The organism is Caenimonas koreensis DSM 17982 (assembly GCF_009646335.1).
Classification (GTDB): Bacteria; Pseudomonadota; Gammaproteobacteria; order Burkholderiales; family Burkholderiaceae_C; genus Ramlibacter; species Ramlibacter koreensis.
Genome location: NZ_WJBU01000006.1, coordinates 129,774 through 145,724, shown reverse-complemented (window position 1 = coordinate 145,724; position 15,951 = coordinate 129,774). Strand labels below are relative to the sequence as shown.

The window sequence follows — 15,951 nt, the reverse complement described above, 5'->3', positions numbered from 1 at the left end:
AGCTTTCAACCTAAACTCGCACGATGATTCGCTGGATCATCGTCATCTTCCTGGCACTGATGCTCATCAACTGGTTCAGCCCGTTGCTGCAGCGCATGGGCTTTGGCAAGTTGCCTGGGGACTTTCGCTTCAAACTTTTCGGCCGTGAGTGGTTCATACCGCTGACAACGACCATCGTGCTCAGCCTGATCGCGGGCTTTATCGCGAGGGTCTTGTGATGAAGGCATGCATCGACATCGGCGGCACCAAAGTTGCCGTGAGCCTGAATGCTGGCAATGGGCTCGATTTGTTCGCCCGGCAAACCGAGGCCACGGCCAAGACAGGCAGCAACGACGCATTGGCGGCGCAAGTGTTGCGCATGGTCGATGCAGCTTGCGTAGAGGCCTGCGTGCCGCCGCAATCAGTGACCCGCGCAGGCGTCGCGTCATGCGGCCCCTTCGTCATGCGCGACGGCCTGATCGAGCTTGCCGCGCCCAACATCTGCGGCGGCCTGGCCGGCCCCGCACGCGGCCTGCCGAACACGTGGCAGACGGCGCTGCTTGAGGCGCCATTGCGCCGGCGGTTTCGCGAAGTGCGGGTTGAAAACGATTGCATCGGCGCGCTCGAAGCCGAGCGGCGCTGGGGCGCGCTGCAAGGCGTTGACCATTGCGCTTACGTCACATGGAGCACCGGCATCGGCGTTGGCCTGTGCGTCGATGGCCGCATCTTGCGCGGCAAGAATGGCAACGCGGGCCACGCAGGCCACATGTACGTGTCCGACAACAACGATGCGCTGTGTGGCTGCGGCAACGTCGGCGATGTCGAGGCGCTGGTCGCGGGCAATGCCATTGCGCGGCGCTTCGGCACCGATGCATCAGCCCTCTTCGCGCTGGCCCGGCAAGGCGATGCGCAAGCCTGCGCGACCGTCGATGAGCTGTGCCGCGTGATGGGCCGCACGCTCTACAACCTCATCATCACGCTCGATCTGCAGCGCATCAGCCTGGGTGGCAGCGTGTTCTGGAATAACCGCGATGTGCTACTGCCCAAACTCAACGCGCAAGTCCACGGAAAGCTACCCTCGCTGACAGATGGCTCTGCGCTCGTCGCTGCAGGCCTGGCAGACCGCGTCGGCGACTATGCGGCGTTGGCTTTGTTGATGTGAAAGCGGGGCAAGGCCGCGATGGCCGCCACCCGCGCGTGCTGGATCATCTCGCCGACCTGCGCGCCTGAGCGTTGCATCTGCTGCGCTTGCGCGGCGACCTCACTGGTCTTGACGGACTGCGCCGCCGCCAGCGCCTGCAGCAGTTCACCGCGTTGCGGATACGACGCGTCTTGCAGGCCGCCGCGCCCGCGCTTGTCGCATTCACAGGCCAGCAGGATCTGTTCAAACCGTTGCGGCTTTCGAAACGCATCACAGCGCTCGAGCAGCCGCACAATCGCTGCCGCACCAAACTCGCTGCTGCGGTGGATGTTGCCGTGCTCGCGCGCAACTACATCCGCCAGCTCGCGGCACTCCACGGGAACACGCAGCCGGTCGCAGACGTGCTTGAGCAGCTTGGCGCTGCGAATTTCATGGCCGATATGTTTGGGCAGCACATCAGCGGGCGTGGTGCCCTTGCCGAGATCGTGGGTCAGGCACGCGAAACGCACAGCCAGCGGTGCGTCCAGTTGCGCGCTCATGTCCAGCACCATCATCAGGTGCACACCGGTGTCGATCTCCGGGTGATAGTCGGCGCGCTGCGGCACACCCCACAACACATCGACTTCAGGCAGCAGGCGCACGAGCGCACCGCATTCACGCAGCGTTTCGAACATGCGCGACGGATGCGCTTCCATCAGGCCGCGCGCCAGCTCCTGCCAGACACGCTCGGCCACCAGCGCATCGACTTCTCCAGCGACCACCATCTCACGCATCAGCGCCATGGTTTCGGGGGCGATGGTGAAGTCAGCAAAGCGCGCTGCGAAGCGTGCGACACGCAGGATGCGCACCGGGTCTTCGCGAAAGGCGAGCGTCACATGGCGCAGCACTTTGTCTTGCAAGTCGCGCTGGCCATGGAACGGGTCGATCAGCTCGCCATCGGCCGCACGCGCGATGGCGTTGATCGTCAAATCGCGCCGCGCCAGGTCTTGTTCAAGCGTGACGTCCGGCGCCGCGTCAATCGCAAAGCCGTGATAGCCGCGCGCCGTCTTGCGCTCCGTGCGCGCGAGCGCGTGCTCTTCGCGCGTTTGCGGATGCAGGAAAACCGGGAAGTCCTTGCCCACGGGCAGGTAGCCCGCCGCGATCATTTCTTCAGGCGAGGAGCCAACCACCACCCAGTCGTGATCGTTCACGGGCCAGCCCAACAGGGCGTCCCGCACAGCACCACCGACCATGTACGTTTGCATGCGGGCAGTTTAGCCCGCAGCCAGCTGCTTCCACACTTGTGCGGCGCGCTGCGCAACACCAGGCGGCGTCGGCGGCAACGGCAAGCGGCACTCGCCTACTTCGTGCCCCAGCACTTTCAACATCGCCTTGATCGACATCGGGTACACCGACTCGTCTGTGTTGATGAATTCGAATGAATCGATCAGCTGCGCGTTGATGGCGCGTGCCTGCGCCACATCGCCGCGCGCGAACGACACGAACATTTCCTTGAACTGCGCCGCTGTCCAGTGCGTGCTCGTGCCGACGATGCCCACTGCACCTGCAGCCATCAGTGGCAGCGTGTACGCGTCATCGCCCGAGTACAAATCGAAGTGCCCGCCCGCTTGCGCAACCAGCGCCGCGGCCGCGGGCGGGTCGCCCGTCGCGTCCTTGAAGGCAACGATGTTCGGCACTTCGCGAAACAACCTGAGCAGCACTTCACGCGACACGCGCCGGCCGGTGCGAACCGGCACGTCGTAGATCATCACCGGCAGGTCTGTCGCCGCTGCTGCAGCACGAAAGTGCGCCTCGATGCCAGCCTGTGGCGGGCGGTTGTAGTACGGCGAGACGAGCAACACGCCCGCTGCACCCAGGCTGCGCGCGCGGCTCGTGAGCTCTATCGTGTGGCGTGTGTCGTAGGTGCCCGTGCCGGCCAGCACAGGTATCGTCACAGCACCGGCCACGGCTTTGATCAAGTCAAAGCGCTCATCGTCTGACAGCGTTGCTGCTTCGCCGGTAGTTGCCGCTACAACAAGCCCGTCGTTGCCCTGCGCGGCCAGGTGTTTGGCGAGCCTGGTCGCGGCATCAAGATCGAGCCGCCCCTGTGTGTCGAATGGCGTCACCATTGCAGTGAGCACAGCGCCCCATTGGCGCGGCGCATCAGGAGCGGCCTGGGTCATCTTGCAGTTCGGTAAGGCTCGTCGAAGTCCACAAAGTTCTTCTCGGCCAGCGCTTGCTCCAGCCACGCCTGCACCGACGGCCGCGCGCACACGCGGCGGATGTAGTCGGTGATGTGGCCCGGCACAGGCAGCGAATAATTTTTCAGGCGAAAGCACACGGGCGCAAAGTACGCATCGGCAATCGAGAATTCACCAAACAGCATGGGGCCCTTGTATTGATCGAGCAGTTCGGTCCACATGGCCACGATGCGCTGCACGTCGGCGCGCACTGCCGGCTCGTCGCGCCACACGAGTGCGCCCACCTGCGGCAGCGCTGCCTCGATGTTCATCGGGCACTTGCCGCGCAGCGCGCCAAAGCCCGAGTGCATTTCAGCGCAGACGCTGCGTGCGCGAGCGCGGGCTTTTGCGTCTCGCGGCCACAAGTGCTTGTCCGGGAATTTCTCAGCCACGTATTCGGCGATGGCCAGCGTGTCCCACACCGAAAAGCCGTCGTCCACCAGCACAGGCACTTTGCCAATGGGGTTCACGGCGAGCACCACGTTCTTGAAATTCGAGTCCTTGTCGAAGGAGTCGAACTTGACCATCACCTCCTGGAAGTCAATGCCTGCTTCCTTGAGCAGCACCCACGGGCGCATGGACCACGACGAATAATTCTTGTTGCCGATGTAGAGCTGCAGCATGGTGTTCTTTCCTCAAAGTGAGCCGGATGCTACCCAGCCCGCTGCAGGCGATTGATGCAAAAAAGCCCCGCAATTGATGCGCTGACCTACGGCAGATCCTTGTTCGGCTCAGCCCGGCTTGCATCGCGCGGGCCGACGGTGCCCAGCCGCGCCTTGAGCGATTGCGGCTGGCCGCTCAGCAGGGCCGCATACATCGTCGTGTTGGCCAGCACCTTCTTCACATAGTCGCGCGTCTCGCCAAACGGCACGTTCTCGGCCCACATCGCGGCTTCAAGCACAGGGCCATTGCGCCAGTTGCGCGGCCGGCCCGGGCCGGCGTTGTACGCCGCTGCGGCCAGCGGCATCGACCCGTCGAAATCATCGAGCACGAGCTTGAGGTAGCCCGTGCCAATCGCAATGTTGGTTTCACGGTCGGTGATCTGGTCAGCCGTGAAGTTGGCGAGCCCGATCTTGCGTGCCGTCCAGCGCGCGGTGGCGGGCATGACTTGCATCAGCCCCGATGCGCCCACGCCGGAGCGCGCATCCATGATGAAGCGGCTTTCCTGGCGGATGAGGCCGTACACATAGGCCGCGTCCAGCCCTATGTCCTTGGCGCGCTTGACGACGGAGTCACGAAACGGTGTTGGATAACGCTGGTCAATATCGAACTCAGCCTTGGTGCGCTCGCTCGTGTTGATGCAGCGGTCCCACACCTGCTGGTCACAGGCAAACTGCGCGGCTGCAAGCAATTCGCGTTCGCTCATGCCGCCATTGCGATGCAGGTTGGTGGCGTAATTCCACTCGCGCACGCCTTCGGAACGCAGGCCAATCGCAATCGCGATGAGGGCGCGGTTGAGCGTCGGGTTCAGGCGCGTTGCCTCTTTTTCTTCAGCCGTGACCGGTGCGGGCCTGGCCGGCACAGAGACCTTCTGGCCCAGCTCTTCCAGCGCCAGCTGCTCATAAAAGCCACGTACCGAGGCAATCGACTGCAGCATCTTCTGTGCGTCGGCCCTGTGCTGCTCGCTGCCCTGCGCGAGCAGCGCGCGCGCCTTCCAGTACACCCAGGCCGGCTCAAGTTTCGCTTCGTCGCTCATGGCATTCACGGCCTGAATCACGAGCGGCCATTGCGGCCCCTGTGGCGAGCGAAGTGCAGCGCGCACCTTCCAGGCCAGCATGTCGTCGCTCAAATCACCGTCGCGCGAGACCTTGCCGTAATAGTCAAGCGCGTCGTAGCTGAGGCGTTGCGCAGCTTGCTTGCCCAGCACGCCCCAGACCCAGTTGCGCTCTTCAGGCGAGAGCTGCGGCCCCCATTTGCTGTCGAGCTGCGTGGCTGCGCCCTGCGCATCGGTCGCGGCGAGCTTGATGAGCGCGAGCGCAATCAGCTCCTTGCGCATCTTGCTCGCCACTGTGACGCGGCTGGTCAAAAAGCGTGCCGGTGCAGCATTCAGGTCAGCGAATGCACCCATCGCTTCTGGCGCGGCAATTTCAACGGCTGCGCCTGCTGCCTTCGGCCGGTTCGCTTCGAGCGAGATGCGCGCCTTGCGCCACGCGTCGGCCGCCGTCATCCGCTTCGGGCCTTGAACGTCGCCAATGAGGCGGGAGGCGGCCAGCGTGCAGCCGTCGTCTTCGCGCGGCTGGGCAAACCACAGCTTGCGCACCTCGTCGGACGTGCTGGCAGGTGCATTGGCGCCTTCACGCAAGTGGCCGACAAGCAGTGCATAGCAGCGCACTTCCTTGTCGTCATTCATGCGGTACTTGGGATGCTCTGCCGCAAACGTGGTCCAGTCGCGGCGCTGGCCCAGCAGCAGCAGCCAGTCGTTGCGCAGCCGGTCTTCCTGGTAGGTGCCGGCGTACCGTGTGAAGAAGTCCTGCAACTCCTGCGCTGAGGCTGTGTCAAGGCGCGCACGCAGCTCCCAATACGCCGCCCATGGCTCCAGCGCGTGGCCTCTGGCCGCGGGTAGCAACTGGGTGAGTCTCTGGCGGTTGCCCTGCTTGAATGCCTGGCTCATGTCCAGGATGGTGTCGTCGCGCGGCTGCGCCTGGCATGCGGCGCATGCAGCCGCCACGATCAGTGTCAGAATTCTTGGTAACTTCATTAACGAAGATTATGGACAAGTCACAGCAAAAAAGGGCCACGCGCAAGCAGCTCGTCGAGCAGCGGCTGCAAATGACGGACCGCTACGAGCGCTGCGAAGCGCTGCAGCGCGTCATGCGCATCTGGCTCGTCCATCGGCCTGACGTTGTCATCGGCGCGTATTGGCCCATCAAGGGCGAATTCGATCCGCTGCCCGCGCTGCACCGCTGGAAAGAAGATGGCGAGCTGCTCGACCAGCCGCAGCTGCGGCGCATCGGCTTGCCGGTGGTCGACAAGGAACATGGAACGCTGAAGTTCCACGCGTGGTACCCGGGCTGCGCCATGGAAGAAGATGCCTACGGCATTCCCAAACCCAAAGACACCGAAGTGATCGTGCCCACGCTGCTCTTCGTGCCGTGCGTGGGCTACGGGCCGGGCGGCTTTCGGCTGGGTTACGGCGGCGGCTTTTACGACCGCACGCTCGCCAACCTGCAGCCCAAGCCCTACACCGTGGGGCTTGGGTTTGCGACAGAGTTCATCGACGACTTCGAGCCCGAGCCGCACGATGTGCCGCTGGACGCGATATTGAACGACAACGGCGTGGTCTGGCCGATAGGCTGAGCCACCGCGTTGCGGTGGCTTGGGGCTGTGCGTTACCGGGCTTTGTCCTTGTCCCTTTCCTTGGCCAATTCAGCGATCTGGTCACGCAGACGCGCTTCGAGCTTTGCCTGCGCTGCTCTCTTGCCGCTGAGGTCGCCAGCACCAATTGACTCCTCGTCACTCACCCGCTCCACCGCCTTTTCGACCAAATTGTTGCCAAGAGATCGTTCGTACGTGGTCGTGTAGCCCAGGTTTGCCTGTGCGAGTGCAAGCCGTGCTTCCTCACGGTTGTCGGAGAGCAACGCCCGGGCAGCCCTCTCGACCAGATCAACCAGTGCGAGCCTGTGCAGCCGGTCTGCAAGCAAATCCAGTCCAAGACCGCGAAGCGTCCTCTCCAGTAGGTCGCGCTTTTCGGGCGAAACATCCGCCAGCGGCAGCGGGCCGCTGCCTTCGACGCCAGATCCGACCCACTCGATCAACTGACGCTTGAATTGGTCAAAAGCCACGTCAACGAGCTTCTTGCCAGACTTGTCACGAAGCTCGTAGTCAGGCTGGAAAGCTGCGATTGCAGCGACTGCTGCGGCAATAAACCCTTCTCTGTCGAGCATGCGACCGTTGCCGTCGCGAGCTTGTGCAATTCTGTTTGCCGCAGCGACAGCACCCGGAAAGTCAACGACAGGCGGCTGTGGTTGTGCGCGGACGCGCCGCATCCCATGGATCTGGCCTGCTGGCCCTTGCATGCCCAGGTTGCGCAAGGCTTCTTCAAGCTGGCTCCGCTTGTCCGCAGCCAAGTCCTGTAACGGCAAGCGTCCGGTGCCCTTGACGCCATCAAGAACGAGCGGCGTCAACAGCCTGACCACGTTCTCGCGCTCAGCGGGGGCCACAGGCAAGCCATTCGCTACCGCATCGCCGGCAGCGCTCACGGCATCAATGAAACCGGGTCGATCGTTCACGTGGTGTGCGGCATCCAGGCTCTGCGCAAGGCGTTGAACTTCAGCGAATGCTGCCGATGGGGAGATCAGTGGTTGTGTCAGATGCTCATGCTTGAACTCAGAAGTCGTGATAGTCCCGCCGACGTCCACCTCAACGGTCCACGTCAGTCGGTGGGCATCTCGTGCCTGAACAGCTTCGGGCTGTGCACCAGCAGCGCGGCGCGCAGGAACTACTGAGTACTCGTAGTTCACGCGCACTTCGTTCGACGGCTCGATGCTGCTGATTCGAATTTTCAGGCGACCCTCGCCCGCAATTTGCCGAGTCAACGATGCCAGCACGCCGTCGATTCCATCCTTTGCATATTGCGCGGTGACGATGGCAGACACGGCTTGCCACTGCTGCTCGGTTTTTGTCAGGTCGTGAATCTTTTTGGGCGCCTCCATCCGTGGATCCCGCCTGTAGGTCTGCAGGCCATCGAGCGATCCAACACGCCCGCCCGCCTCATCGTCGCCTTCGATGAAGATCTCGACATCCTGGCGGCCAAATCCGTCCCTCAGTTGTGAAGACACAGCGAACCGAGCGCCGGTATTGGCGGGCCGAACGTTCTTGGGCGGCGACTGGAACTCCACAACTCCCTCAGAGCGGCTCGCCGCCATGGCGGGAAGTTCCGCGAAAACCTGCGCCACCCGCTCCCCTGCAGCAGCCTCGACCTCGCGGCCAGTGACATAGATGTTGCGCTGCGGGCCGATGCCGATGCCAAACACAGCGTCCAACGTCCATTCGGGGTCTTCAATATCGATACGCTCTGCAGCGACGCCAGCAGCGATTTCGCCTCTTCTGGCGGATACGCGCTCGTTCACAGCCCACTTCAATGCCGCGATGTCGCGGAAAAAGTCCTTTGCGCTGCGGGCGCGTTCGTATGCGTACGCGTTGCTCGCCGGCATCGTCGCGTTATGCACTCTGTCAATCAGTTGCGTCATGACCGGGGCCGTGAGCGCGCCCGACAGGGCCGAGACCTGCTGTGGCTCCAATGAGGCCACTGCCAGACGCATCAACTCCAGGTAAACGGCATCCAGTTTCGCCTGCCTCTGCCCCGCGGGAGCCACACCGAGCGTCTCCCAGCGCTGCGCAACTTGGGACGCGTACTGCGAGGCAGCTGCCAATGCGTCGCGCGCGCCGACGATGTTGCCACTGGCCAGAGCATTGATCGCAGGTGCCATGACGTTCAAATATGGCCGCGCAAGCTCCTTCTTCCGCTCGGCAATTTGTAATCTGATCTTTTCCCTCGCTGGCCCCATCACCACCGCACCGCGCAGCGCGAGCAAATGCGCGTCATCGATCGCACGAGTGCTCAGGTCCGCAGCCGCAACAACAGCCGCCCGCACCGCTTGGCTGTACTCGAGCTCCGCAGCATTCAGGGCGTCGTCGGCCCGATGCGTACGCTCACCGACACCATCGCGGTAAGAATCAACGGCCCCCAGCGTAGCGACCACCGATTCAACAAACGTGTTGTTGACGACGATCGCATGCCCGCTCTTCAGGTACGCCACACCCTCGTTCAAACGCGCCAGCACGCTCTCTCGCTCCCCGGCGACCGCCGCTTCGGCGATGCGCCTAACCTCAGCACGCGCCTGTTCCGGCGCCCGGTTAGTGAACCCTGCCTTGATGATGGCGCGCAGCTCACTCAGGCCCGCGCCCCGCAACAGTGATTGCACCTGCGACTGCGTCATTTTCTGGCGATCGAGCAAGAGCGCGAGCAGGTCCAAAACCAGGTCGCGCCGCACATCAGGGGTAAGGTCCTGCCGTGTTGCCGCAAGCGCTACGTTCGCCTGCTCGGCCCAATAGCTGTAGCTATGTTCGTTTACCGGCGCATCATCCAGCACAGCCGCCACGAGCGCGACAAACGCAGGGTCCGATGCATCACCGCTGAGCCCGGTTCGGCGCTCCAGCTCAGCAGTCACTTCTTCATGAATGATTCGCAGAAACCGGTTGCCCCTATCTCCCTTTGATGCACCCGCAGGGCCATGCCAGGCCAGCATCTGCACAGCAATCAGTTCGGCAGGTCTGAAGCCAGGGCGTTGCAGGCTGACCTTCACGTCGCCTCTGATAGCGTCATCAAAGAGCTGATCTCCCGGCGCGAGCTGCGCGCTCATGTTGAGTTTCAGCAATTCGTCAATGCCTGCGGCCGTATTCACACTCATTGCCGCTTCGTCACCCGCCGGTTGCGCAAACAGCTCTAGCGCACGGCCCACGATAACTTGGTTCAGCTGCGCAGGAGTCGGGTCTTGCCCCGGCGTGCGACTTTGGCGGCTCACCCGGGCGAACAACGCTTGGCGGAACCCCGAAGACCGGCTGGCCGTCGAAGACTCGGAAGCATAACTGCTACTGCTACTGCTACTGCTACTGCTACTGCTACTGCTACTGCTACTGCTACTGCTACTGCTACTGCTACTGCTACTGCTACTGCTACTGCTGCTGCTGCTGCCGTTGCTGCTGATGCTGGACCTGACCTTTGGGCTGGCCGGCTCAAGCGCAGGAATGGACGACGCATAGCTGCTGGAAGGCGAATACCTGCGTGACGGCAGCGATGGCGTCTGCGGCAAGCTGCCGAGCTCCGAGCCTTGCTCTGTCACCCTTGTCAGGGATGGCGTTGCTGACCCAGACCGCGCCGATCGCGCCGATCGCACACTTGAAGCGGATTGCCTTACCTGGTCTAGCACCTCAGTGATCCGCATCACGGACACATCGTCGCCGTCCATGCCCAAGCTATTCAGCGCACTGCGCAAAGTATGAAGAGCCTCTGGCTTCTGCGCATTAAGCGCTAACAAAGTTTCACGCGTAAGTTGGCTGTTGAACCTTTGCTTGATGTCTTCGATGTTCTTGCCAACACGCTCTGCAATCTGCCCAGGCTCTCCAATCTGTCCCAACGCTCCTGCTGACAATTCTCTGTAGAGCTGATAGTTGGCAGCCAGTGCGGTGGCTTCGCGAACCAGGCTGTCATCCACCACCAAGCTGCCACTGTTGCGCTGCATCCGCTCATAGACTTTGTTGGCAGCAGCAATTGTGTTGAGGCCCGCCAGCTCGCGCCGCTTCACATAGGCGCGCTGCGCGACAGACTTGAAGTAACCCACTTGGCCGATACCCATCAAACTCGAAACGAGGGTCGCGAATCTGTCGCTGGGCAGCTGTTCAAAGATCGCCTCCACTTCAGCCGTCTTGACCAGGCCGTTGGAAAGCCATGTGTTCACCCTGCTTACCTGCACATCCGTGCCATTCGGCATGCCGAATGCGTCCTTCAGTGCAAAAGTGCGAATCGCCCGTTCCGGATTGACCAGAATTTCCGGGTCCTGCGCTTTGACACGCTGCATCGCAAATTCGACCTCTTGTCGAAGGGCCCACAAGTAGCCAATCGGCTGGTTCTCTTGAACGGGAATCTGATTGATGTTGTGCTGTAACGAGGCAACCAGGGCAGGCGGCATTTTCTCAAGGTGCGCCCGCGCATGCTGCCCGAAGCTGTTGAGTCGAATGACCTTGTTGTCGGTAAGCACCTCCTTGGCCATGCTGTTCACGGTGGTGGGAAGCATTCCGACAGAGTTCTTCGTTGCTTCGACGTCTGCAAAGGGTGTCGCGAGCCGGTTCAGTCGCGTTGCGACGTCACGAAGGATGCCGCTTTCAATCATGTCAGGCGCGGCGCGGCCGGCAACTGGCACTTGCACGGGCCGCTGTGCTGCCTGTTGCCGACGCAACTGCGCACTGGCCAGCCTGGCTGGCGCGTCCCTCTCCACATTTGCGATGAACGGGCCGTACCTGTCTCGGTGAATCAACGCAATGATTTCGTTGCGGGCTGCGAGGAACCCAGCCTGTATCGCCGCCATGGCGTCGACCCTGTCTTCTTCTGTCGTGCGAGGCATGGCCATTGCCGCACGGATTTGCACGGTCACGGGGCCTGCGAGGTTCGCAGTTGCGCCGTCCTGCTTGTCCGCGGCGGTCTGGTTGTCAAAGTTCGAACGATATGCCTGGCCCTGTTGCACGGACTTGGGCACAAAGTCATCGACGATCTGCTGCGCTCGCTCGAAGCTAGGCTGCTTCTCGAACTCGTTCAGCGCCAGAATGAAACGACCGTTCTCGCCCGCGACCTGTTTGTCGAGATACTCGAAAAAGTCCTGAACCAGCTCCGGCGTTGCGTTCGCCGCGAAGATGTCTTCGATACCCTCCGGCCTGGGCCAGCGCACCCCGTTTTCCGCGCTCCAGGCGTCTGGTTGTGCGTCATACACGAATTGCACGGGCTTGGTCACGCCCGCGTCGATCTCGCCGTTGCCATCGAGCGAAATGCTCACATCGAAGCTGATCGTTGCCTGACCGAAACCCGGCTGCAGCGCCACCAGTTCAGCCGGGGCCGTGCCCGCGACCTGGAAGAGTGTCGAGCCAACGATCGAGTACTGCAGTTCCACCACCACACCACCCTTGCCGTCACTGCGCAAGTTGTAGCTTGTCGTCGGCTTTCCATTCGCCAGGACTCCCGGCCTGCCGTCCGGCAGACGCAGCAGGCTGCCGGGCGACACCATGAGTTCGTGGATCGCCTTGAAAGAATTAGCATTCGCAACGCTCGACATGGCCAGCAAGAGCGCACGATCGTTACCGGCCAACGCACTTAGTCGCGCTAGCGCCTGTGGGCGACTTCTTTCCTTTTCGGCCTCAGTAAGCGCATTCCAGTTGCTCTTGTCGATGAGTCGCTCGCCGTCGATCATGAAGTCGGCGCGCAGCATCGAGTCCCACAGCGCTTTGGCAATGAAGGCATCGCCGTCCTGCACATTTCCGCGAACGCCAAACTCCGCAGGCTTGGCGGCCAGCGACTGCGCGATGTTCATCACCACGGCTTGCTGCACTGGCAGCGGCGCCACACCAGCCTTGACGTTGACGACGCCGTCATTCGAGAGGTCGATGGCATAGGCTTTGAGTGCGTCCCGCACGTGGGGGCTGATATCTCTGAGATTTTCCGGATCTTGCAGGCCTGCTCCGCGGGCGGGTGGTGGCGGCGGCGCACCGGCGAAATTGGCCAAGGTGTCGAGCGTCCTGTTCAGCTCGGTCAGGTCGTCGTACAACCTCCTTTGCGCCAGAATCTGGGGCGAGGCCAGAAGGGCAGGGACAACAGCTCGAAGCTCCAGCATCTGCTCATGGCGGACGCCTTCTTTCAGTGGGTCTTGCTGGGATGTGCTTTTCGCCTCCGCTTCCAGTGCCGCGCGAAAGGCGACGTGTTCACTAGTCCGCGCCCTGGCAACTTCGGCGGGGTCAGCGCTGGGGCGAACGGCGACATTGACGCGCTTGGCAACGTTGGCGAAGGCGGTCAACGCAAGGAAGAGATTTGGCTCAGGTGCGTCCTGACTGAAGCGCAACGCCCGCCACGCGTCCTGCGCCCTGTACGTGTAGAACTCCTTGCCTGTCGCGGTTCGCGACGCCACAAGGCCGACAAGTTCGAGAACAACGTAGCCCGCACCCAGCACGGTGAGGGACTGCTGCAATTGTCCGATTTGCACATCGTCCAGAGCCCCTGAAAGCTTGCGCGCGAGTTCCCCCTGCGCCATACGCCCTTGCGGCTCGACAGCTAGAAGAATCTCCGGCGAACCAGCGTAGCCGGGATCGAACGCCTTCAGCGTGTTGACATGTTCTGCCAGCGCATTGACATGCATCAGGTACGCCCACGCAGATATGTCGGCCAACGGCGCTCGTGTGATTGCCCTCGTTGCGACAGCGATCGCCTCTTGCGCGAGTTGGCAATGACGACCGGCGCTTTCGTGCGCGAGCCTGGCGACATCGGCCAGTTCATTGCCGCCTGCGCGCGCAGTCTGCAAAATCGCTGTCATCGTCTCGACGGAGAGGGCGTCAAACAGCCGGCCCACTCCCGCGCCGTCGGCGGCCTGCGTGGCGAGCGCTGCAGCGATAGCGCCCAGCAGCAGGCCAAGCGGCGGCGCCTCAGATTTTTTGATGCGCGTCAGCACGTGCGCCTCGTCAATGGCGGCAGCAAACAGGCCTCTGACGTGGTCCTTCGATACCGCCGCGATGGCGGCTGCGCCGATGGCCGTGGCGAGCCGGTCCGCCAGGTAAGGGGAGCGCGCAGGCGTCTGATCGCTTTCCAGCTTGAGCATGACAGCGCGCTGGAGTGGCAGGCCGAAAGCACTATGGAGCTCGCTCAACGCTAGCGTGCCACGTTTGGAGAGCACATTGTTGAGTGCTCTCAGGTTCTCGATATTTTGCTGGCCCGCATACTCGTTGAGCGCGTCTTCAAACAGCTTGTTGAAGCGCATCTGCTGGTCGCCCATTGCGCCTTTGATGGATTTGAGAGCACCAAACGCCAGCAATACGGCGTTGCGCGAGGCGAACTCACTCTCGGCCTTGGGCAGGTGCTCAAACAAGACAGCAATTTGCTGCCTCGTTTCTTGAAGCAACTTTGCCTGCTTCGAGCTCAGCGTCTCGTTCCGCGGCGCGATTGGCTGCCCCTCAGGGCGGCGATTGCGCAGCTCGCCCTTGACCCTACTGCGTATGGCTCCCTCAGTCTCCCGATTGCCAATGACGCCCCAGAATTTGGTCGTTTGCCCGTCCAAGTGCTGCAACGACATCTCATTCATGGACCCAAGGCATTCACTGAGCGCATTGGCAAATTCATCGCTCACATTCATGCCCGACTTGGACATCTTTTCGGCCACCTTGGCCAGTTTCTTCAAGGGCTCTTGCGAGGCCAGGTGGGCCTCGCGCCAGTTTGTTTTGCTGAGCGCATTTAAAAGCTTGCCCAGATGTTTGCGCTGCGACTCTCGCAACGCTTCCTTCTTGCTGTCCGCGCGCCCCGCGGAAGTCAGGCTGCGAAAGAGGCCCGGTCTCGCTGCCCGGGGTGAAGGCGAGAGTTGGCCCGGCGGCGGACCTTGCGGCGGGTCTTGAGGCGCTGCGCCAGCGTTCGCGTCAGGACGCCCCGGATTGCTTCGCGAGTCACTCGGTGTGCCCTGCCTCGACGAGCTGGAACTGGAACTTGAATGCGATGGCGGCTCGCGATCACCCTTGCGTTCACCATCCGGGCGCCCTTCGCCATCGAAGCTGCGACGCGGGGGCGGTGGAATGTCGCGCGCCGGGCGCAGCTGAAGTGGATTAGGCGTCGCAGCTGAAACTTCAACCGATAGCGGCGTGCGCGGGTGTTCGGGCGGCTTGGGCGTCACCCTGCCCGGAGGTTGGCCACCTTGCCCACTTTGAACGCGAGGCGGCGTTTTCGGCCTCTTAACTGATGAACTCGACGACGGCCCCATGGCATCCCCCGGAATAAGTTGAAACTAAGACTTATGACTGAGTAACGCCTGCAGTCACTTCGTTCCAAGGAATGGCTGGCTTCAAAAGGTATAGGGCTCGTCGCACGCCCTAGCTTTGCATCAGCAGCTCATGGCGGCACGCATCAATCCAGCTCCTCAGCGCCGGAATGTGTTCGGCGGCTGCGTCCTGCGTCGGGCCACGGTCGCACTGGCCAGCTAACGAATCCAACTTCAGTTGCACCTGCCAGAGCATTTCGAGCCGATCGCGGCGTTCCGGCAATTTGAAAATATGCTCAACGATCGAGACCGTACAGCCATGCAAAGGCGCGGCGCCAACAGCCACGCTGAGCGCGCTGATACCCTGCATGACTTCGTTTGTGGATGGTGCGGTTTCCTTCTTGATTTCTTCGTCAGCCTCCAAAGGGCGCGGGCCGTTTTGCGCCAGCGACGGGTCAAGCGTGCCCGTCGATTCGGGCGCAGTTTGCGGCGCGTGCTGCAGTTTGAAATCGGATGGCAATCCGATCTCCCACGGATACGGAAGCGTACCGTCGCAGTCGATCGTCACTTCGTTCTGGCCAGGTTCAGCGGCACGAAGCGCCGCGAGAATCGCAGCGCTTTCAGCCTCGCGCTGCGCAAGTTGCTCGCCCGCATCCATCGCCTTTTGATTCGCGGCTTGCACTTCCTGCGCAGTGATCTTCCTGCCGTTTGTCCATCCGCCATTGGCAAAGTCAACTTTGATGTGGTTGGCCCGGTACACGCACTGGAGGTGATACGTGGCAGCCGTGTCCACAATCTTGCCGAGCTCGCTTTCCACATGCGCCAGTTCACCTGGAGTGAACCTGCCGCTGGTCTGGGCGCTTTCGAGCTGGCTCGAGTTGTCTGGCGCGACGGCGGTGCCACCCTTGAGACGCGCTGCCCGCTCAGCCTCAAGTGCTGGCGATGGCGTGAACTTGGGAAGCTCGCCCATATTGAAGTCAAGACGACGGCTGTGATAGGAGGTATCCATACGTGCACTCCAGAAATCGAAAGCACAAACTGCCACGATGGCTGCGCGCCATCCGCATCTTCAAGTCCATAAGTGGCATTTGGCGCAAACAGGTTCCAACGCGCGCAA

Annotated in this window: 9 protein-coding genes; 3 read left to right on the top strand and 6 right to left on the bottom strand. The window is 62.2% G+C overall.

Annotated elements, in window-relative coordinates; genetic code table 11:
- Positions 1 to 23 precede the first annotated feature (23 nt).
- Both GHT07_RS07420 and GHT07_RS07415 read left to right on the top strand, forming a co-directional pair.
- Complete coding sequence (locus tag GHT07_RS07420) at positions 24 to 218, top strand: DUF2905 domain-containing protein (protein WP_153584440.1); 195 nt, start codon at positions 24 to 26, stop codon at positions 216 to 218.
- On the top strand, positions 218 to 1,141 hold the full coding sequence (locus GHT07_RS07415; protein WP_153584439.1) for an ROK family protein: 924 nt from the start codon (positions 218 to 220) through the stop codon (positions 1,139 to 1,141). Before GHT07_RS07420 ends, GHT07_RS07415 begins: the two co-directional genes overlap by 1 nt.
- Here GHT07_RS07415 and GHT07_RS07410 read toward each other — a convergent pair.
- The 4 genes from GHT07_RS07410 to GHT07_RS07395 all read right to left on the bottom strand — a co-directional run bounded on the left by GHT07_RS07410 (position 1,114) and on the right by GHT07_RS07395 (position 6,037).
- Positions 1,114 to 2,364: a multifunctional CCA addition/repair protein gene (locus GHT07_RS07410; protein ID WP_153584438.1), complete on the bottom strand. Its 1,251-nt coding sequence runs from the start codon at positions 2,362 to 2,364 to the stop codon at positions 1,114 to 1,116. The two genes, GHT07_RS07415 and GHT07_RS07410, sit on opposite strands and share 28 nt — an antisense overlap.
- Before the next feature lie 9 nt (positions 2,365 to 2,373).
- A complete protein-coding gene (gene dapA / locus GHT07_RS07405) occupies positions 2,374 to 3,282 on the bottom strand; it encodes a 4-hydroxy-tetrahydrodipicolinate synthase (RefSeq protein WP_153584437.1) in 909 nt (302 codons plus the stop codon).
- Complete coding sequence (locus GHT07_RS07400; RefSeq protein WP_153584436.1) at positions 3,279 to 3,962, bottom strand: glutathione S-transferase family protein; 684 nt, start codon at positions 3,960 to 3,962, stop codon at positions 3,279 to 3,281. Before GHT07_RS07400 ends, dapA begins: the two co-directional genes overlap by 4 nt.
- Positions 3,963 to 4,048: 86 nt before the next feature.
- Positions 4,049 to 6,037, bottom strand: a complete 1,989-nt coding sequence (locus tag GHT07_RS07395) for a lytic transglycosylase domain-containing protein (protein ID WP_153584435.1) — start codon at positions 6,035 to 6,037, stop codon at positions 4,049 to 4,051.
- An 11-nt stretch (positions 6,038 to 6,048) separates the two neighbouring features.
- Between GHT07_RS07395 and GHT07_RS07390 the strand changes: the two genes are divergently transcribed.
- Entirely contained in the window at positions 6,049 to 6,636 is a 588-nt protein-coding gene (locus GHT07_RS07390) for a 5-formyltetrahydrofolate cyclo-ligase (RefSeq protein ID WP_153584434.1), read from the top strand.
- Between the two features lie 32 nt (positions 6,637 to 6,668).
- Here the strand turns inward: GHT07_RS07390 and GHT07_RS07385 are convergent, their stop codons facing one another.
- Positions 6,669 to 14,360: a hypothetical protein gene (locus GHT07_RS07385; protein WP_153584433.1), complete on the bottom strand. Its 7,692-nt coding sequence runs from the start codon at positions 14,358 to 14,360 to the stop codon at positions 6,669 to 6,671.
- A gap of 586 nt (positions 14,361 to 14,946) precedes the next feature.
- Complete coding sequence (locus GHT07_RS07380) at positions 14,947 to 15,843, bottom strand: hypothetical protein (RefSeq protein ID WP_153584432.1); 897 nt, start codon at positions 15,841 to 15,843, stop codon at positions 14,947 to 14,949.
- Positions 15,844 to 15,951 lie beyond the last annotated feature (108 nt).

Bases quoted from the DNA above. Each gene is read 5' to 3' on its own strand.
- GHT07_RS07420 (WP_153584440.1), top strand. From the start codon at position 24: ATGATTCGCTGGATCATCGTCATCTTCCTGGCACTGATGCTCATCAAC.
- GHT07_RS07415 (WP_153584439.1), top strand. From the start codon at position 218: ATGAAGGCATGCATCGACATCGGCGGCACCAAAGTTGCCGTGAGCCTG.
- GHT07_RS07410 (WP_153584438.1), bottom strand. From the start codon at position 2,364: ATGCAAACGTACATGGTCGGTGGTGCTGTGCGGGACGCCCTGTTGGGC.
- dapA (WP_153584437.1), bottom strand. From the start codon at position 3,282: ATGACCCAGGCCGCTCCTGATGCGCCGCGCCAATGGGGCGCTGTGCTC.
- GHT07_RS07400 (WP_153584436.1), bottom strand. From the start codon at position 3,962: ATGCTGCAGCTCTACATCGGCAACAAGAATTATTCGTCGTGGTCCATG.
- GHT07_RS07395 (WP_153584435.1), bottom strand. From the start codon at position 6,037: ATGAAGTTACCAAGAATTCTGACACTGATCGTGGCGGCTGCATGCGCC.
- GHT07_RS07390 (WP_153584434.1), top strand. From the start codon at position 6,049: ATGGACAAGTCACAGCAAAAAAGGGCCACGCGCAAGCAGCTCGTCGAG.
- GHT07_RS07380 (WP_153584432.1), bottom strand. From the start codon at position 15,843: ATGGATACCTCCTATCACAGCCGTCGTCTTGACTTCAATATGGGCGAG.